This is a genomic window from Flavobacterium akiainvivens, assembly GCF_001278115.1.
GTDB classification, from domain to species: Bacteria; Bacteroidota; Bacteroidia; order Flavobacteriales; family Flavobacteriaceae; genus Flavobacterium; species Flavobacterium akiainvivens.
Genome location: NZ_LIYD01000005.1, coordinates 1,273,514 through 1,291,020, shown reverse-complemented (window position 1 = coordinate 1,291,020; position 17,507 = coordinate 1,273,514). Strand labels below are relative to the sequence as shown.

11 protein-coding genes are annotated in these 17,507 nt (G+C 46.3%); 9 read left to right on the top strand and 2 right to left on the bottom strand.

The window, feature by feature from the left end; all coding sequences use genetic code 11:
• The first annotated feature begins 63 nt into the window (after positions 1-63).
• Positions 64-1,062, top strand: coding sequence for an L-glyceraldehyde 3-phosphate reductase (gene mgrA / locus AM279_RS05845; RefSeq protein ID WP_054406815.1), 999 nt, complete (start codon positions 64-66; stop codon positions 1,060-1,062).
• 19 nt (positions 1,063-1,081) lie between these two features.
• Positions 1,082-3,922 (top strand): beta-galactosidase GalA, encoded by a 2,841-nt coding sequence (gene galA, locus AM279_RS05840; protein WP_054406814.1) that lies wholly within the window; start codon positions 1,082-1,084, stop codon positions 3,920-3,922.
• Positions 3,923-4,064: 142 nt separating this feature from the next.
• On the opposite strand, the gene AM279_RS05835 is transcribed toward galA, so the two are convergent.
• Positions 4,065-4,637, bottom strand: coding sequence for a hypothetical protein (locus AM279_RS05835; protein ID WP_054406813.1), 573 nt, complete (start codon positions 4,635-4,637; stop codon positions 4,065-4,067).
• A gap of 211 nt (positions 4,638-4,848) precedes the next feature.
• On the opposite strand from AM279_RS05835, the gene AM279_RS05830 reads away from it, so the two are divergent.
• The 7 genes from AM279_RS05830 (at position 4,849) to AM279_RS05800 (ending at position 16,358) form a co-directional block, all read left to right on the top strand.
• Positions 4,849-5,412, top strand: coding sequence for an RNA polymerase sigma factor (locus AM279_RS05830; RefSeq protein ID WP_054406812.1), 564 nt, complete (start codon positions 4,849-4,851; stop codon positions 5,410-5,412).
• A 172-nt stretch (positions 5,413-5,584) separates the two neighbouring features.
• Entirely contained in the window at positions 5,585-6,763 is a 1,179-nt protein-coding gene (locus AM279_RS05825) for a FecR family protein (protein WP_054406811.1), read from the top strand.
• Positions 6,764-6,903: 140 nt separating this feature from the next.
• Entirely contained in the window at positions 6,904-10,158 is a 3,255-nt protein-coding gene (locus AM279_RS05820) for a TonB-dependent receptor (RefSeq protein ID WP_054406810.1), read from the top strand.
• A gap of 8 nt (positions 10,159-10,166) precedes the next feature.
• Complete coding sequence (locus AM279_RS05815) at positions 10,167-11,660, top strand: RagB/SusD family nutrient uptake outer membrane protein (protein WP_236688498.1); 1,494 nt, start codon at positions 10,167-10,169, stop codon at positions 11,658-11,660.
• Between the two features lie 17 nt (positions 11,661-11,677).
• A complete protein-coding gene (locus tag AM279_RS05810; RefSeq protein ID WP_054406808.1) occupies positions 11,678-12,748 on the top strand; it encodes a SusE domain-containing protein in 1,071 nt (356 codons plus the stop codon).
• A 102-nt stretch (positions 12,749-12,850) separates the two neighbouring features.
• Complete coding sequence (locus AM279_RS05805; protein WP_054406807.1) at positions 12,851-14,230, top strand: alpha-amylase family glycosyl hydrolase; 1,380 nt, start codon at positions 12,851-12,853, stop codon at positions 14,228-14,230.
• 13 nt (positions 14,231-14,243) lie between these two features.
• Positions 14,244-16,358, top strand: a complete 2,115-nt coding sequence (locus AM279_RS05800; protein WP_054406806.1) for a glycoside hydrolase family 97 protein — start codon at positions 14,244-14,246, stop codon at positions 16,356-16,358.
• Between the two features lie 51 nt (positions 16,359-16,409).
• Here the strand turns inward: AM279_RS05800 and AM279_RS05795 are convergent, their stop codons facing one another.
• Positions 16,410-17,456, bottom strand: a complete 1,047-nt coding sequence (locus AM279_RS05795; protein WP_054406805.1) for an endonuclease/exonuclease/phosphatase family protein — start codon at positions 17,454-17,456, stop codon at positions 16,410-16,412.
• Positions 17,457-17,507: the final 51 nt, after the last annotated feature.

Here is a 17,507-nt window from a genome sequence, read left to right as displayed (position 1 = left end):
TTAAACGTTATATAGTCATACAGACACTTTGCCTTATTTTTGGGGCAGCAATATAATCAAACCATGACCTACCAACCTTCACCAGACCGTTATACGTCTATGGAGTACCGCCGTTGCGGGGCTTCGGGTATAAAGCTGTCGGCCTTTTCATTAGGGCTGTGGCACAACTTTGGCCACGTTAATAACTTTGAAAACAGCGCCAATCTTATAAAAACCGCCTTTGATGCGGGCATTACGCATTTTGACCTTGCCAACAACTACGGCCCGCCACCGGGTTCGGCAGAAGAGAACTTTGGCAGGATACTGCACCGCGATTTTAACGGCTACCGCGATGAAATGGTTATTTCGTCTAAGGCGGGCTACACCATGTGGGATGGCCCTTATGGCGACTGGGGCTCTAAAAAATACCTGGTATCGAGCCTTGACCAGAGCCTTAAGCGCATGAAGCTGGAGTATGTGGATATTTTTTACCACCACAGGCCCGACCCAGAAACCCCGGTTGAAGAAACCATGGCCGCGCTTGACCTTATTGTGCGCCAGGGCAAGGCACTGTATGTGGGCCTTTCTAACTATAATGCAGAACAGGCCGAAAAAGCCATTGGTATACTAAAGCAACTGGGCACGCCCTGCCTTATCCACCAGCCTAAATACAGCATGTTTGTCCGCAACCCTGAAAACGGACTGCTGGATGTGCTGGGGCGCGAAGGTGTGGGCTGCATACCGTTCTCTCCATTAGCGCAGGGGCTGCTTACGGATAAATACCTTAACGGCATACCCGAAGATTCGCGCGTGGCAACAAGCGGAGTGTTTCTTAACGAAAACCACATTACGCCAGGCAAGCTAAGCAAGATTGCCGCACTTAATGATATTGCACAGCGGCGTGGCCAAAAGCTTGCCCACATGGCGCTGGCATGGCTGCTAAAGGATAACCGTGTTACATCGGTGCTTATTGGTGCCAGCAAGCCGGGGCAGATAACCGATTCTTTAGAGGCATTAAAAAACTATGCGTTTAGCGAAACCGAGCTTTCTGCAATAGAAAATATATTACAGCAGGCCGATTAACCTGCCAAAACCAGACTTCATGAAAAAACTGTTTACACTGCTGCTGGCTGTTGCCGGCCTGGGCAGCCTTTGGGCACAAACAACCCGAGAGCATTTTAATATTGATAAGGGCTGGCGCTTTGCCTTTGGCCATGCCACTGATTTTACCAAAGACTACAACTATGGCACCAACTACTTTTCGCACCTGGCCAAAACGGGTTATGGCGAGGGTATAACCACGGCCGCGTTTGACGACCGCAGCTGGCGCCTGCTTAACCTGCCGCACGACTGGGCGGTAGAGCAGCCTTTTGACCAAAAGGGCAGCCTGAGCCACGGATTTAAAGCCATAGGCCGCAATTTTCCGGAGGCCAGCATTGGGTGGTACCGCAAGGTTATAAACATACCTGAAAGTGATTTTGGCAGGCGCATAAGCCTTGCTTTTGATGGTGTGTACCGCAACAGCGAGGTGTGGGTAAACGGCCACTATATGGGCAACGAACCCAGCGGCTACCTGGGCTTTGAGTATGATATTACCGATTATGTAAACTATGGCGGCGACAACCAGATTGTGGTGCGTGCCGATGCCACGTTTGAGGAAGGCTGGTTTTATGAGGGCGCAGGCATTTACAGGCATGTGTGGCTCAACAAGACTGATAAGCTGCATGTAGCCACTGATGGTACGTTTGTAACCAGCGAGGTTAAAGACGGCCAGGCAGAACTTTCCATCTCGGTTGCTGTACAGAACGACGGCCTGCAGCGCAGGAACTTTACCATGAAGCACATACTAACTGATGCACAGGGTAAGGAAGTGGCTACCGATAACCTTTTGGAGCTGTATGTGCTGCCGTATAAAACGCAGGAGGTTGTATCTCAGCTAACGCTTGATAAGCCCGTGCTTTGGGATTTGGATAACCCGCACCTGTATACGCTAACCACTACTGTTTATGATAATGGAAAGGCGATAGATACTTACACGACTACCATTGGCATACGCACCATTCGCTTTGATAATAACGAAGGTTTTTTCCTTAACGGGAAACACGTAAAAATAAAGGGCACCAACAACCACCAGGACCATGCCGGGGTGGGCAGCGCCATGCCCGACGGGCTACAGGAATACCGTATTAAAGTGCTAAAATCGTTTGGCAGCAATGCCTACAGGTGTTCGCACAACCCACCTACGCCAGAGCTGCTTGATGTTTGCGACCGCCTGGGCATACTGGTTATAGATGAACACCGTATGATGGGCAGTTCGCTATTACAAAAAGACGACCTAAAGCGCCTTATTGACCGCGACCGCAACCACCCAAGCGTAATAAGCTGGAGTGTGGGCAACGAGGAGTGGGGCATAGAAAACAAGGTAAGCGGTGCGCGCATAGCCCAAACCATGCAGGGGTATGTAAAATCGCTTGACAGTACACGCCCTGCCACGGCGGCCTTTAGCGGCAGCATAGGCAGTAAGGGCATTACTACTACGCTCGACCTTTTGGGCATAAACTATATAGTAAACAAGAGTACCGATGACCAGCACAAGCTGTTTCCTGCACAAAGCATCTGGGGAACCGAAGAGGGCAGTACGCACGCTACCCGCGGGGTGTATTTCCGTGATGATGAAAAACACCATATTCCCGCTTATGACAAAGCGCCAAACAGCAGTTTTATAAGCATTGAAGACGGCTGGAAACACTATGCAAGCCGCGATTACCTGGGGGGTATGTTTATCTGGACGGGGTTTGACTACCGCGGCGAGCCTACGCCTTATGCATGGCCGTCTATAGGTACATACTTTGGCATGGTAGACCAGTGCGGGTTTTATAAAGACGATGCCTGGTACCTGAAAAGCTGGTGGGGCAATGAGCCGGTACTGCACCTGCTGCCACACTGGAACTGGGAAGGTAAGGAAGGCCAGCCCATTGAAGTATGGGCGCACAGCAACTGCGATGAGGTAGAGCTGTTCCTGAACAAAAAGAGCCTGGGCAAAAAGAAGATGGAGGCCAACAGCCACCTGCAATGGATGGTAAACTACACCCCCGGCACACTTGAGGCCGTGGGCTACAAAAACGGCAAAAAGGTACTTACCGACAGGATACAGACTACCAAAGCCCCGGCGACGCTTGCCCTTACGGGGAATGCCAGCACTATTAAGGCTAACGATACTGATATTGTAATGGTAACCGTAGCCGTTAAAGACAAAAACGGCCTCGCAGTGCCTACTGCCGAAGACGAGGTGGGCTTTAGCATAAAAGGCCCGGGCAGGATAATAGGCGTGGGTAATGGTAACCCGTCATCTTTAGAGCGCGACCGCTTTATTGAAACCATAGAAACCGCACCTATTGAAAACCTTAAGGAGAAGATAGTTACCGCCACTACAGGTAACGAGGCATTGGTAACCGAAAGCTATGATGCCACGGGCTGGGACAATGCCTTTAAGGACGACCGCACGCAGGAGTTTGGCCAAAAGGCACCGGCGCTGGTATACAGGGGCAGCTTTACACTGCCGCAATGGCAAAAAGATGCTACCATAACCCTGTTTAGCAGTAATATAGGGGTAGAGCAGTCGGTTTACGTAAACGGTAAGCTGGTAGCGGCTAACCTTAAGCAAAAGGCTGAGCTGGTACTGCCTCATGACATACTGCACACAGGGGCTAACAGCATAGCCATAGTAGCCACACCCATACTTAAAAACCGCCCGTGGGATTTTATAAACATGAACCCCGGCCTGGTAAGGATATTTACCCCGGCACCGCAATGGAAAAGAAAACTGTTTAGCGGGCTGGCGCAGGTTATTATACAAAGCACCGGCGAGGCAGGTAGCATTGAACTGACCGCAACCGGAAACGGGTTAAAACCGGCTACACTAACCGTTAAAGCGCAGAAATAATTTCAGGAGAGACGTTTTTACTGTTTCACACCGTGAAAATGAATTCCGAAAGTGAAAAATTAGCGTTAAAATTGTGTTAATATGTAAGAAAAGCCCCCATCATCGATGGGGGCTTTTAATTTATGGTTTTGACAAATGTAAATTATAGGCGCACACGCTTATTCCCTTCAGAATAAGACTTTTGCTCGCCCCACAAAGACTCAAGGTAGTCAGGGTCGGCCAGTACTATGGCATCCAGTTTCAGCTTGGTGGCAATATCAGTGTTTTCGGTAACATTGGTGGCAAACGGTATCTTGGTTACCACTACAAGTATTTGAGGTACAGGGTTTTCTACCTCAAAACAGTGAAATTCATACAGGTATTCCTTAGTAACGAGGTTTTGGTTGTGAGCATAAACAAACCCTTTGGTTTCGAAGCGTTTACGTATTTCTTTAAGCGATGTTTGCCCGAAGGTAAAGCCCGGTATAAGGGTAGAACCGCCTTCGGCTTTCTGGTTCCAGTCGTTTTCCATGAACACCACCTTACCTTCTTCGGTAGTTACCACAAAGTCGTTACCGTTGTCTGTACGGTACTTGGTTGTCTCGCCACTCCTGGCTATCTGTTTGATAGTTAGTTTGGTAAGGGCACTCTCCGGGCTGCCTATTTTAATGCCGAGCATAGAGGCATCGGCAACTGTAAGCAGGGCGGTGGCTATAAGGGCAACAAGGGCTTTCATAGGCTGTGTTTTGCGGCAAATATAGGCAAAGTACTATATATGGGCAATAAACGGGGTTAGGTGTGTTGTTATTGTATAGCAACAGGCCTAAAAATAGGTAATTGAAGCCTTGGGCAAAAAGATTGTATGTTATAAATTTGCGCATTAAGATTTTTTTATGATAAATTTGATGTTATCATAATTTAAGTGGTTTAAAATTAAGGAATGAGCAATGTTTGAAGGCAACAACCATAGTGATGTACTGCTGGTAGAAGCGCTGAAAGCCTCTGAAGAAAGGGCTTTCCGCACGTTGTTTGACCTTTATCACAAAGATATTTACGGCTACAGCATAAGTCTGTTAAAGTCTAAAGAACTTGCCGAGGAGAACGTTCAGGAGGTGTTTTTAAAGATTTGGCTGCACCGCGAAACCCTTGATACCACCAAATCATTTAAGGCTTACCTGTTTACCATAGCTCGAAATCAGGCATTTAATATGCTGAACAAGGCTGCTAACGATGCCGCACTCAAAGAAGAGGTATTCCACACGAGCCAGGAAGCCTATGAACAGGCCGACTATGCTGTGCGCGAAGATTTTTGTAAAAAGCTTGAAAAACAGGCGATTAAAGAGCTTCCGCCGGGCAGGAAAAAGATATTTAAGATGTCCCGTAAAAAAGGGATGACTTATGAAGAGATAAGCGATGAGCTGGGCATATCGGTCAGTACCGTAAAAAACCAGATGAGTAAGGCGCTCGAAAGCCTGCGGGTATACCTCAAGGCACATGATGAATATACATAAGCAACAAAACCAAACCTTAATATTGTTAATTGAAAATCACCTGCGGGTGATTTTTTATTTTGTAACGTATTGAAAATGTTTGTCTTGAAAAATAGTTGTAAAAAAATATAACGTTTGAATAGTACTAAAACGGTTTCGGGCTGTATTATATAAAACCGCTAATACAACCGCCGTGAACGAATCAACGGACATAAAATTACTGCTTCAGAAATTTATAAAGGGACAGTGTAGCCCTGCTGAAGCAGAAAAAGTACTTCAATACTGCAAAGACAACCACTTAACGGCAGATTTCCCTACCGTTGAAGAGGTAAAATACCTGCTCGAAACATTACCTGAACCCACACAGGAAAGGAGTGATACCCTGTTTTTAAACATTATGGCTCGTGCCCAACAGGAAGAGCAAGTTATTGAAAATGAGCCTAAAATCCGGAAAATATACTGGAAACGCTATACTGCCGTGGCAGCCTGCTTTGCCATTATGGCTACAGGCGGCTGGTTTTTCCTGCAAAATAATGAGGAGGCTAAAAAGCCTGTATTACAGCTTGATGGTACTGAGATTACCCTGCAGTTTGAAAATGGCGATATTCAGGTTATAAAAGAAGATGGTTCTACCCAAATTATTGATGCAGAAGGAAATGTGGTGGGCAGCCAGGACAAAACATCCATTACATACAGTAATGATGCTGATGTGGAAGGGCTGGTTTACAATACGTTAAAGATACCTTATGGCAAGCATTTTCAGCTGCAATTGTCAGACGGTACTGTGGTGCACCTTAATGCCGGTACTACGCTACGTTATCCTGTAAAATTCCTGGCAGGGCAGGAGCGTACTGTTTATCTTGACGGCGAGGCCTTTTTTGATGTATCTAAAGACAAAAAACATCCCTTTATTGTTAATGCCGATGAGCTGAATGTGAGGGTGTTGGGTACGCATTTTAACGTGTCTAACTACCCTGAAGATGCCCGTACCGATGTAGTGCTCGTAGAGGGCTCGGTAGGGTTATATACCGCCGGTAAAACCTTTGATGCCCAAAGCACAATGCTGGAACCGGGCTATAAAGGTAGCCTTTCTAAGGGTAATACGGTTATTAAGGTTAAAGAAGTAAGCACGCATCCCTACACCGCATGGGTAAAAAACGAGCTGGTTTTCAGGAACATGACGTTTAAAAACATTTGCCGCAAGCTGGAAAGGCAGTATAATGTAACCATTACAAACAGCAATAATACCCTTGCTAATGAGCGCTTTAACGCCAGTTTTAAAAATGAGCCTGTTGAAAAAGTATTGGGCTATTTCCATGAGCTTAACGGCTTTGCCTATACCATAAAAGATAATATTGTTACTATAAAATAACCCAAACCTTAACCCAAAACCCAATATGCTTATGAGTAGAAACTGACCCAAATGCACATAAAAAAATCGGAAAGAGCTGCGAACAATTTCCGATTAGAGAATGATTGCAAATCAGAGTTAACACAATCAATAACAAACGTATGAAAAAAAAACCAAAAGGCATTGGTTTAGATATTCCTTTGCCTAAAATTGACCTGAAATTGAAACTTACAACCCTACTGTTTTTGGTCGCTATGTTTAACATGAAGGCAAGTAGCTATGCCCAGAGCACAGTTACGCTTAATTTAAACAACACAACCGTTGAAAAGGTTATAGAGGCCATAGAGCAAAGCACAGATTTTCGTTTTGTGTACAGCCTTAGCGATGTAGAGCTTAACAGGACTGTTTCTATCCGTGTAAAAAACGAAGAAATAGCCGGTGTGCTTAAAAAAATATTCAAAAAAACCGATACCAATTACATAGTGCGCGGCACACAGGTAATGCTGAAAAGAACGGCGCCGGTGTTTTGGCCAACGCTTATACAGGAGCCTGTAAAAGGCCGTGTGGTAGATGAGTTTGGCATGCCGCTGCCGGGTGCAACCGTTATGGAAGATGCCACACGTAAAACAACTGTAACTGATGAAGACGGTAACTTTGAAATCAATGTTTCAGGGCCTGATGCAGTGCTAAGCATTACCTACCTGGGCTACCAGACCAAAACCTTTACAGCCTCTCAAAACCCTGGCACTATAGCTCTTGTGCCCGATGCGGCGCAAATGGAAGAACTTGTGGTAGTGGGCTACACCAGCACCAGTAAAAAAGACGTTACCGGTGCGGTAGGCTCAATTTCGGCCAAAGACATGAACCAGGGTGCAATAACCAGTCCGCTACAGCTTATGAGTGGCAAGTTGGCCGGTGTAACGGTTACCCAAACAGGCAGCGAGCCGGGTTCTGCACCTTATGTAAGGATTCGCGGTATATCGTCGCTTATAGGCGGTAGCGATCCGCTTGTGGTAGTAGACGGAGTGCAGGGTGATATGAACCTGCTTAACCAAATTGCCCCGGGCGAAATTGCCTCAATGGATGTGCTTAAAGATGCCAGTGCCACAGCCGTTTACGGTTCGCGTGGTGCAGCGGGTGTTATTATCATCACAACTAAAAAGAGCAAGGCAGGCACTACATCGGTAGAATTTTCGGCCAATACCTCTTTTGATTTTATCCCTAAAAAGCTTGATATGCTTAGTGCAGACCAATGGTGGCAGCAGGCACAGCTTAACGGCGTTCCGGCTTCGGCAAACCATGGTTCTGATACTGACTGGTTTGATATTATGACCCAAACAGGCTTTACCCAAAATTACAACCTGTCTTTTGGCGGAGGTACCGACAAATTTAACTACCGTGCATCGGTAACAGCTATTCTTCAGGATGGTGTGGTTATAGAAAGTAACAACAAGCGCTACATAGGCCGCCTTCAGGCTACCCAAAAAGCCCTTGACGACAGGCTTAAGCTAACTTTTAACCTAAATACCGGTACCAGCGATATTAACCGTATGGTAGCCAGCATAGGCCGTGCATCGTTCACATCAAACCTTATTACAAATGCCTACCTTATGCGCCCTACAGACCCGGTGTATAATACAGATGGCACTTATTTTACAGATCCTAACGTTTTCCAGTACCTTAACCCGTATGCTGTATCGCAAACCGTTACCAGCGAAGAACAAAACGACAACTTCTTTGGTAGCCTTCGTGCCGACCTTGATGTGGTTGAAGGGCTAACGGCTTCATGGTTTGGTTCCTGGAGGAAATCAAGCAGCAGCAACGGTTTCTTCCTTCCGGTAGAATCTACCAGTGCTAACGCCATAGACCAAAAGGGCTTTGCTAACATTAGCGATAACAGGACTAATGAAAAGCTTATGAACATGAGCCTTAACTACAGGAATACTTTTGGCAGCCACGCCATAGATGTATTAGGGCTTTATGAATGGCAAAACCAAATGTACCAGGGCAATTACAGCCAGGCACGCGGTTTTATTAATGATATTACCACCTACAATGCCATGCAGCTTGGCGACCTGAGTGCTGTGCGCCCGGGCGATATCTCATCTTATAAAAACGACCGTACCCTGGTATCATTCCTGGGCCGTGTTAACTATACATTTAAGGAACGCTACCTGCTAACGGCCAGCCTGCGCCGCGATGCATCCTCAGTATTTGGTGCAAACCACAAGTGGGGTAATTTCCCATCGGCATCGGCAGCATGGCAAATAGAAAAAGAGCCGTTTATGGCCAACCAGACTACCTTTAACGAACTTAAGCTGCGTGTAGGCTATGGTGTGGTGGGCAACCAGTCTGGACTTGGCCCGCAAAACTCGCTTTCGCTGGTAGGCGCTAATGGTGTTACTTACTTTGGCGGCCAGCAAATTACCAATTTTGCCATTTCCCAAAACGATAATGCCGACTTAAGGTGGGAAACCAAGAAACAGGCCAATATAGGTGTAGATTTCGCTATGGCAGATAACCGCCTTCGCGGTACGGTAGACGTGTTTACCGCTAAGACTGACGACCTGTTGTTCAGCTATACAGTGCCACAGCCGCCGTTCCCGTTCCCAACTATTATGGCAAACGTGGGAAGCCTGCGTAATGAAGGTATAGAGGCATCGCTTGCTTATGATGTTATCAGTACAGATGATATGAGCCTTACCCTTGCCGGTAACGTTACCTTCCTTCGCAACGAGGTGCTTAGCCTTAGTGGAAGCATAAACGGTGTGCCGCTTAATACAAACAATGTGGGCTGGGGGCCAAGTACTTACCTGATTGAAGGCCAGCCAATAGGTGTCTTCAACATACTACAGCACGAAAGTAAAACCGACCAGAATGCCGAAACCGTGGTAGACCGCGATGGCAATGGTATTATAGACCAGGGCAATACCAGTCCTGACAGGTACCTTGCAGGGCAGTCGCTTCCTAAATATACGTTTTCGTTTAACCCAACCTTCCGTTACAAAGACTTTGATTTCTCTATGCTTTGGAGGGGTTCAGGCGGAAACAAAGTGTACAACGGCCTGCGCTCTGCACTTAGTTATACCGAAAACATTGGCCGTTCTAACATACTGGCAAGCGCTGTGCCACTGGGCATATATACTTCACAGTACCAGTCAGACCTTTTCCTTGAAGACGGTTCTTTCATAAGGCTTGATAACGCCACTATTGGCTACAACCTTAATGTGAAAGACAACAAGTACATAGAAGGGCTTAGGTTCTCGGTAACCGGAAGCAACCTGATACTGATAACCGACTATACAGGCATAGACCCTGAGCTAAACTTTACAGGAGGCAACGGTGCCGGTGGAGACAACGGTATTTACCCACGCACCAGGACTATTGCACTGGGCTTAAACGTACGATTTAAATAACTATGAAAATGAAAAATCTATATATATCACTTTTGGCCTGTGCAGCACTTTTGCCGCTACAGGGCTGTACAGATGTGAGCGAAGAAGTTTATGATAAATATATATCAGATGAGTTTTACGGTACGCCGGAAGGGTCTAACGCAGCACTTGCAGCCGTTTACGGCCAGGTAGCGGGCAACTGGGGCGGTGTGGGCTATGCCGGGGCCGATAACAGCTGGTATGACCTTAACTGTATGAGTTCTGATGAGCAGGTAATACCGCACCGCAACACGGGCGACTGGCAACTTGATTTTGCACGCCTTTACAAGCACGAGTGGCTGCCTACAGATGGTATTGTGGTAAACACCTGGAACTGGCTGTACAAGTCGGTTTTTAACGCCAACCTTGCTGTTGAGCTGCTTGAAAACGGTGGTGCAGAACAGTCTAAAATAGCCGAAGCACACGTGCTGAGGGCATTTTTTTACTACCTGCTTATGGATGATTATGGCAACATACCTTTTTATACAGATAACAATATTACGGTAGACCAGATTCCGCAGGCCAGCCGCCAGGAAGTGTATGATTTTGTTGTGAGCGAACTTACCACTTATGTAGACCAGCTTGCCGCTGATAAAGGCGGTGTTTACTATGGCAGGTTTAACAGGTGGGCAGGCTACACGCTGCTTGCCAAGGTATACCTTAATGCCGAGGTATATACCGGCACACCTCGCTGGCAGGAATGTCTTGCAGCATGCGAGGTAGTAAGCCAGGGTGCCTTTACGCTGCACAGTGGCGCTGCTAACGAAAACAGTCCGTTGGGTAATGAATATTTCGAGCTGTTTGGCGATGTAAACCCGGATGATGAAACCATTTGGAGCATATTTGCAACGGCCGATGTGGTATCGCGCAATATATATGCTGTGCGTAGCCTGTATGGGCCTCATGCACAAACATTGTTTGGCTACAGCGGCTGGAACGGTACCATTATCCCACAGGATTATTATGAAAAATTTGATGCTGCCGATATGCGCCGCAACCAGTTTTTAGTAGGCAATCAGGGTGGTGGTATAAACTATGCTGTTAACGTTACATCGCTTGATAATCCGGGTGCTGCGCCTATGGCCGGTGTGCGTTGCGTTAAGTTTTACCCAGCCGGCATTGCAAACGGTGGCGGTGCAAGTAACGACTTCCCAATTTTCCGTTATGCCGATGTACTGCTTATGATGGCCGAGTGCAATGTGCGCCTGGGTAATACCGGTGCTGCAAAGCCATTTATTGACCAGGTGCGCCAGCGTGCAGGCCTTGGTGCCCTTACCGCTAACCCCACGCTGACAGATGTGTATAACGAGCGTGCTTTTGAGCTTCATTTTGAAGGCCACCGTCGCCAGGACATGATTCGTTTTGGTACGTTCCTGCAGCCCAACCTTTTCAGGGGTGCCTCTCAGGAGTACAGGAAACTGTTCCCAATACCTACCGCAGCTATGGATGCTAACCACCTGCTGGTGCAAAACCCGGGCTACTAACCTAATTAAAATCAATTATGAAACACTATATAAATAAGCTTATAGCCGGTTGCGCTGTGTTTTTTATGGCGGCTTCGTGCTCGCAGGACGATACCCTTACCGTATTGGAAGCCGTTAGTTTTGAAGGCCAGGTTGTGGCAACCCCAAACAATGTGGTGCTTACACCCGAAAACAGGTATCAGGCCGTTACCACAATTTCATGGGATGCCGTGCAGTTTCCTGTAACGGCGCCTGTAACCTATATGCTACAGATTGATGTGCCGGCCGATACCATTGGGTCAACCGCGTGGGCTAATGCCCTTAGCATTACTGTAGGCGAGGACGTACTGAGCAAAACCTTTCAGGGTGCCGACCTTAATGAAATAGCCCTTGATTTTGGCCTGCCTGAAGATGTGGCCGGGGAACTGGTAGTTAGGGTAGCGGCTACAATGGACCGCACAGTATATTCTCATGCCATACCACTTACGGTTACACCGTTTGTACAGCAAATAACCCTTACACAGCTTTACCTTCCCGGGCAGTACCAGGGCTGGAACCCTGCTACGGCTGCTACGGTAAATGCTGTTGATGTAGGTGTGTTTGAAGGCCTGCTGACTTTTACTGCCGATGCCCTTGAGTTTAAGTTTACCACTACTCAGGACTGGTCTGATTTTTATGGCCCTGACGGCAATGGTGGCCTGGCCCACATGGCCGACGGCAACCTTTCGGCTCCGGGTGCAGGTACTTACAAAATTAAGGTAGACCTTAACACGCTTACATATTCGCTAACGCCATATTCATTTGGTATTATTGGTACAGCCACGCCAAGCAGCTGGGATGCCGATACCGATATGAGCTGGGATTACCAGAATGAGCAATGGACCTGGACGGGCAGCCTTACTGCCGGTGCACTTAAATTCCGCTTTAACGACCAGTGGGCGGTAAACTATGGTACTGATGCTAATGGCACCACCATGCTGTTTGACAACCAGGGGGCACACAATGTAACCGAAGCCGGTAACTATACCGTAACCTTCTCATTGCCGTCTTACCCTGACCAGGGGCAAACGTTCCCAACAGAAGCAACCTATAGCGTAACCTTAAACTAATTAAAAAACGTAATGGCAATACTGTAAAGTTTGGGTTAAACTTTGCTTTAAGCATCCCTCCGGTAACAGGAGGGGTGTGGCCATTACCTAACACGATATACAATGAAATTATCTAAGATATTTTTAAGCTTATTTGCTTCTGTTGCGCTGCTTTCATGCAGCGATGATGATGCAGTACAGGCGCAAAGTTTTAATTATGAGCAGTATGGGCAGCCGTTTGCTAATATGCCGCTGCCGCAGGATGCCGTTATTTACCAGGTTAATGTACGTTCTTTTAGTCCCGAAGGTACACTTAATGCCGTGCGCCAAAGGCTAAGCTATATAAAAGAACTGGGTGCCAATGTAGTATACCTTATGCCCATTTATCCAATAGGCCAGGTTAACATGGCCGGTGCAGCGGGTTCGCCGTATTCGGTACAAAACTATACTGCCATTAGTGCCCAAATGGGTACGCTTGAAGACCTTCGTGCATTGGTAAACGAGGCGCATAGCCTTGATATGGCCGTAATGCTGGACTGGGTGGCTAACCATACATCGTATGACAATGCCTGGATTACACAGCACCCTGATTGGTACCAGCAGGATGAAGAGGGCAACATTATAAGCCCCCCGGGAACCAACTGGGCCGACGTGGCGCAACTTAACTTTGAAAGCACCGAAATGCGTAAAGCTATGATAGATGCCATGGCTTACTGGGTATACAATGCCAATATAGACGGTTTCCGTTGTGACGCCGCTGATTATGTGCCACAAAACTTTTGGGCAGAAGCAAACACAGCACTTCGCGGTATCAAGAAAAACCAAAAGCTGCTAATGCTCGCCGAGGGCAGCCGCTTTAACCATTTTACTGCAGGGTTTGACTATACATTTGGCTTTGGCTTTTTTGCTGCGCTTGATGAAGTGTACCACGACAACAAGCCTGCCACACATCTTCAAGATGTAAATGCCAGTGAATATGCCAATAACTATAATTATGACTGGCGTATAATTCGCTACAGCACCAACCACGATGTTAACCTTAGCCACGGTTCGGCTATGGAGCTGTTTAATGGTGCGCGTGGCTCTATGGCGGCGTTTGTAGTGGCTTCTTACATGAAATCAGTACCTATGGTCTATAACGCACAGGAAATAGGCTACGTGCCGCGTATTGATTTCCTTAATGATGCCCCTATAGACTGGAGTACGCCCGATAATGACATGCTTGAAGAATACAAAAAGATTATTGCCTTCAGGAAAAGTAGTAATGCCGTTAAGCGCGGTGCCTATACCGGTTACAGCAGTAATGCCGTGAGTGCTTTTACAATGGAAAAAGACGGCGAAAAAGTGCTTATCTTAGCTAACCTTACTAACGCAAATGCCAACTACATACTGCCGGCACAGCTTGCTGCTGAAACCTGGACAGACGGCCTTACAGGTACTGCTGCTAACCTGCCGGCAAACGTTAACCTGGCTGCGTATGAATACCGCATTTTGAAAAATTAATTAAACCCAGATAATGAATTTCAAAAGATTAACCCTTTTACTGCTTGCGTTATGCCCGTTTTTACTGGCTGCGCAAACCATTACCTCGCCGGATAAAAACTTCAGTATGAAGTTTGAACTGGTAAACGGTGTGCCCACTTACCAGCTTACTTATAAAAACAAGCCGGTAATAAAGCAAAGCACACTGGGTATTGAGGCTAAAAATGTGCCTTCTTTTACAGATGGCTTTACTGTAACCAACACCGCACAGGTAAGCGTTAATGATACCTGGGAGCCGGTAATGGGCGAGCAGAAAACCATCCGTAATAATTATAACGAGCTTGCTGTAACACTAACACAGGCTAAAAACAACAACCGCTACATTGTTATCCGTTTCAGGCTGTTTAACGATGGGCTTGGCTTTAGGTATGAATTCCCTAAGCAGGATGGATTAAGTTACTTTATTATAAAAGAAGAGCATACCCAGTTTAAGCTGGCGGGCGACCACAAGATATTCTGGATTCCGGGCGATTATGATACTAATGAGTATGCCTATACCACTTCTAAAATATCTGAAATACCGGGATTGCAGAAAAAAGCTACTATTGAAATCAATGCCCAGAGGCCTATAGAAAATCCATCGGTGCAAACCCCAAGCATGATGAAGTCCCAGGATGGTATTTACATCAACATACACGAGGCCGGGCTTATCAATTACCCGGCACTACAACTTAATGTAGATGCTACCGGCTTTGTATTCAGCAGCCACCTTACACCAGATGCAGTGGGCAATAAAGGCTATATACAAACACCACAGTCATCGCCATGGCGCACTATTGTGGTGAGCGATAAAGCTACCGATATACTTGCTTCTAAGCTTATCCTTAACCTTAACGAGCCTACCAAGTACAAAGATGTATCGTTCATTAAACCTGTAAAGTACATAGGTGTTTGGTGGGAATACTTTGTGGCAGGCCGTAGTACATGGGCTTACGGTAAAGAAAACAACGTAAAGCTAACTGATGATTTCAGTAAGCTTACGCCAAACGGCAAGCACGGTGCTACTAACGAAAGGGTAAAAGAATATATTGATTTTGCGGCTAAGCACGGTTTTGATGCCGTACTGGTTGAAGGCTGGAACATAGGCTGGGAAGACTGGATAGGCAACTGGAAAGAGGAAGTGTTTGACTTTGTAACACCTTACCCTGACTTTGATGTGGAAATGCTGCACAAATATGCCGAAAGCAAAGGTGTAAAAATAATGATGCACCATGAAACATCGGCTTCAGCTACAAATTACGAAAGAAGGCTTGACAGGGCATTCCAGTTTATGAAAGATAACGGATACAATGCTGTTAAATCAGGTTATGTAGGTACTATTATACCGCGTGGCGAGCACCACGACAGCCAGTGGATGGTTAACCACTACATTCATGTGGCTGAGCGCGCAGCTGATTATGGCATTATGGTAAACAGCCACGAGGCGGTGCGCCCTACAGGCCTTAACCGTACATACCCTAACTGGATAGCGCAGGAAAGCGCCCGTGGAACCGAATTTGAAGCCATGGGAGGCTTAGCGCCTGAGCACGGCACCATACTGCCGTTTACACGCCTTATGGGTGGCCCTATGGACTATACTCCGGGTATTTTCCAAACCGACCTTAGTTACTATGGCACAGGCAGTAACCAGCGTGTAAATACTACGCTTGCCAAGCAGCTTGCTTATTATGTAACCATGTACAGCCCGTTGCAAATGGCTGCCGACTTACCGGATAACTACAACCGTTTTTTAGATGCCTTTCAGTTTATTAAAGATGTGGCAGTAGACTGGGATGATACCTACGTGCTTGAAGCCGAGCCTGGCGACTATATTACTATTGCCCGTAAGGCTAAGGGTAAAGAAGAATGGTTTGTAGGCAGCATTACTGACGAGAATAAGCGTACAGCTAAGGTAAACCTTGACTTCCTGCCAAAAGGTAAAAAGTATACTGCTACCATTTATGCCGATGCTAAAGACGCCAGCTTTGACAAGAACCCACAGCATTATGAAATTAAAACCATAACCGTAACCAGCAAAACAAAACTTGACCAGTTTATAGCGCCGGGTGGTGGTTTTGCCATAAGCATTAAAGAAGCTGCTAAAAAATAATTTTTCGGCTTTAAAACAGTAAGGGCTGCACTAATATGATGCAGCCCTTTTTTATTCTTTGGCTTTTTTCTCTTCTGCCAGTTCTATATCATCTGCATCAGCCTCAAGGGGGGCCTGCTCATATTCTGCTGCAGGTTCATACTGCAGGTGTATGTAAATAGGAAAGTGGTCTGATTTAAAGTTTTTAAGGCGTTTCATGCCCACCAGCTTAAAATCAGGCGATATAAAAGCATGGTCTAACGGAAATCGTAAAAAAGGGTAGTGCGCATGAAAAGTGTTAAAAAATCCCCTGCCACGGCGTGGGTCTAACAGCCCACTCATTTTAAGGAACAACTCTGTAGTATAGCTCCACGCTACATCGTTAAGGTCGCCCACTACAATAACCGGAAGCTTGTTTTCTTTGGCAAGGTCGGCCACTAACAATAATTCTTTATCCCTTTCGGTAGAGCGAGGATTCTCATTAGGTACTGGTGGAGTGGGGTGCACGGCATATAGTTGCACTTCGCGGCCGCTTTTAAGTACAATACGGGTGTGTATGCTGGGTATACCATCTTCTACCATATACTTTATTTCACTGTTTTTAAGCTCAAGCTTAGAGTAGAGTATCATGCCGTAGGTATTTTCCAGAGGTACCTTTACGCTGTATTTATACTTTTCACTTAGCTTGCTTGTACCGTTATCCCAGGCTTTATTGGTTTCCAGCAATAATAGCACGTCGGGGTTAGCCTTTTGTACTTCAGCCACACAGCCGTTGTAATTTGTGTTATCCTGGTATACATTAGATATCATAACGCACACCTGGTCATCCGGCCGTTTTTGTTCAATGCGCAATACCTGCCTTTTGGCAAACATAGTAAAAGGCCATATAAGCCATGCCAGGTAAATCAGGTTTGCAGCCATTAGGGGTACAAAAACAAGAAATACCCATGTGTGAGGGTCTACATAAATAAGCAGTAGTAGTAAACAGGCTGCCGACAGTACAAATTTTTGCAGGCGTGGGTAGTCAAAAACCCTAAAGGTCCAGTAATCACTTTTTATGAGCGACATTACTGTAAATAGTAAAAGTATGCTTGAAAGTATGATCAGGAAAGTAGCCATTAAAAACAAATTTTGTAAGAATAAGAATGCTAAATCGTACTGTAAATTTAG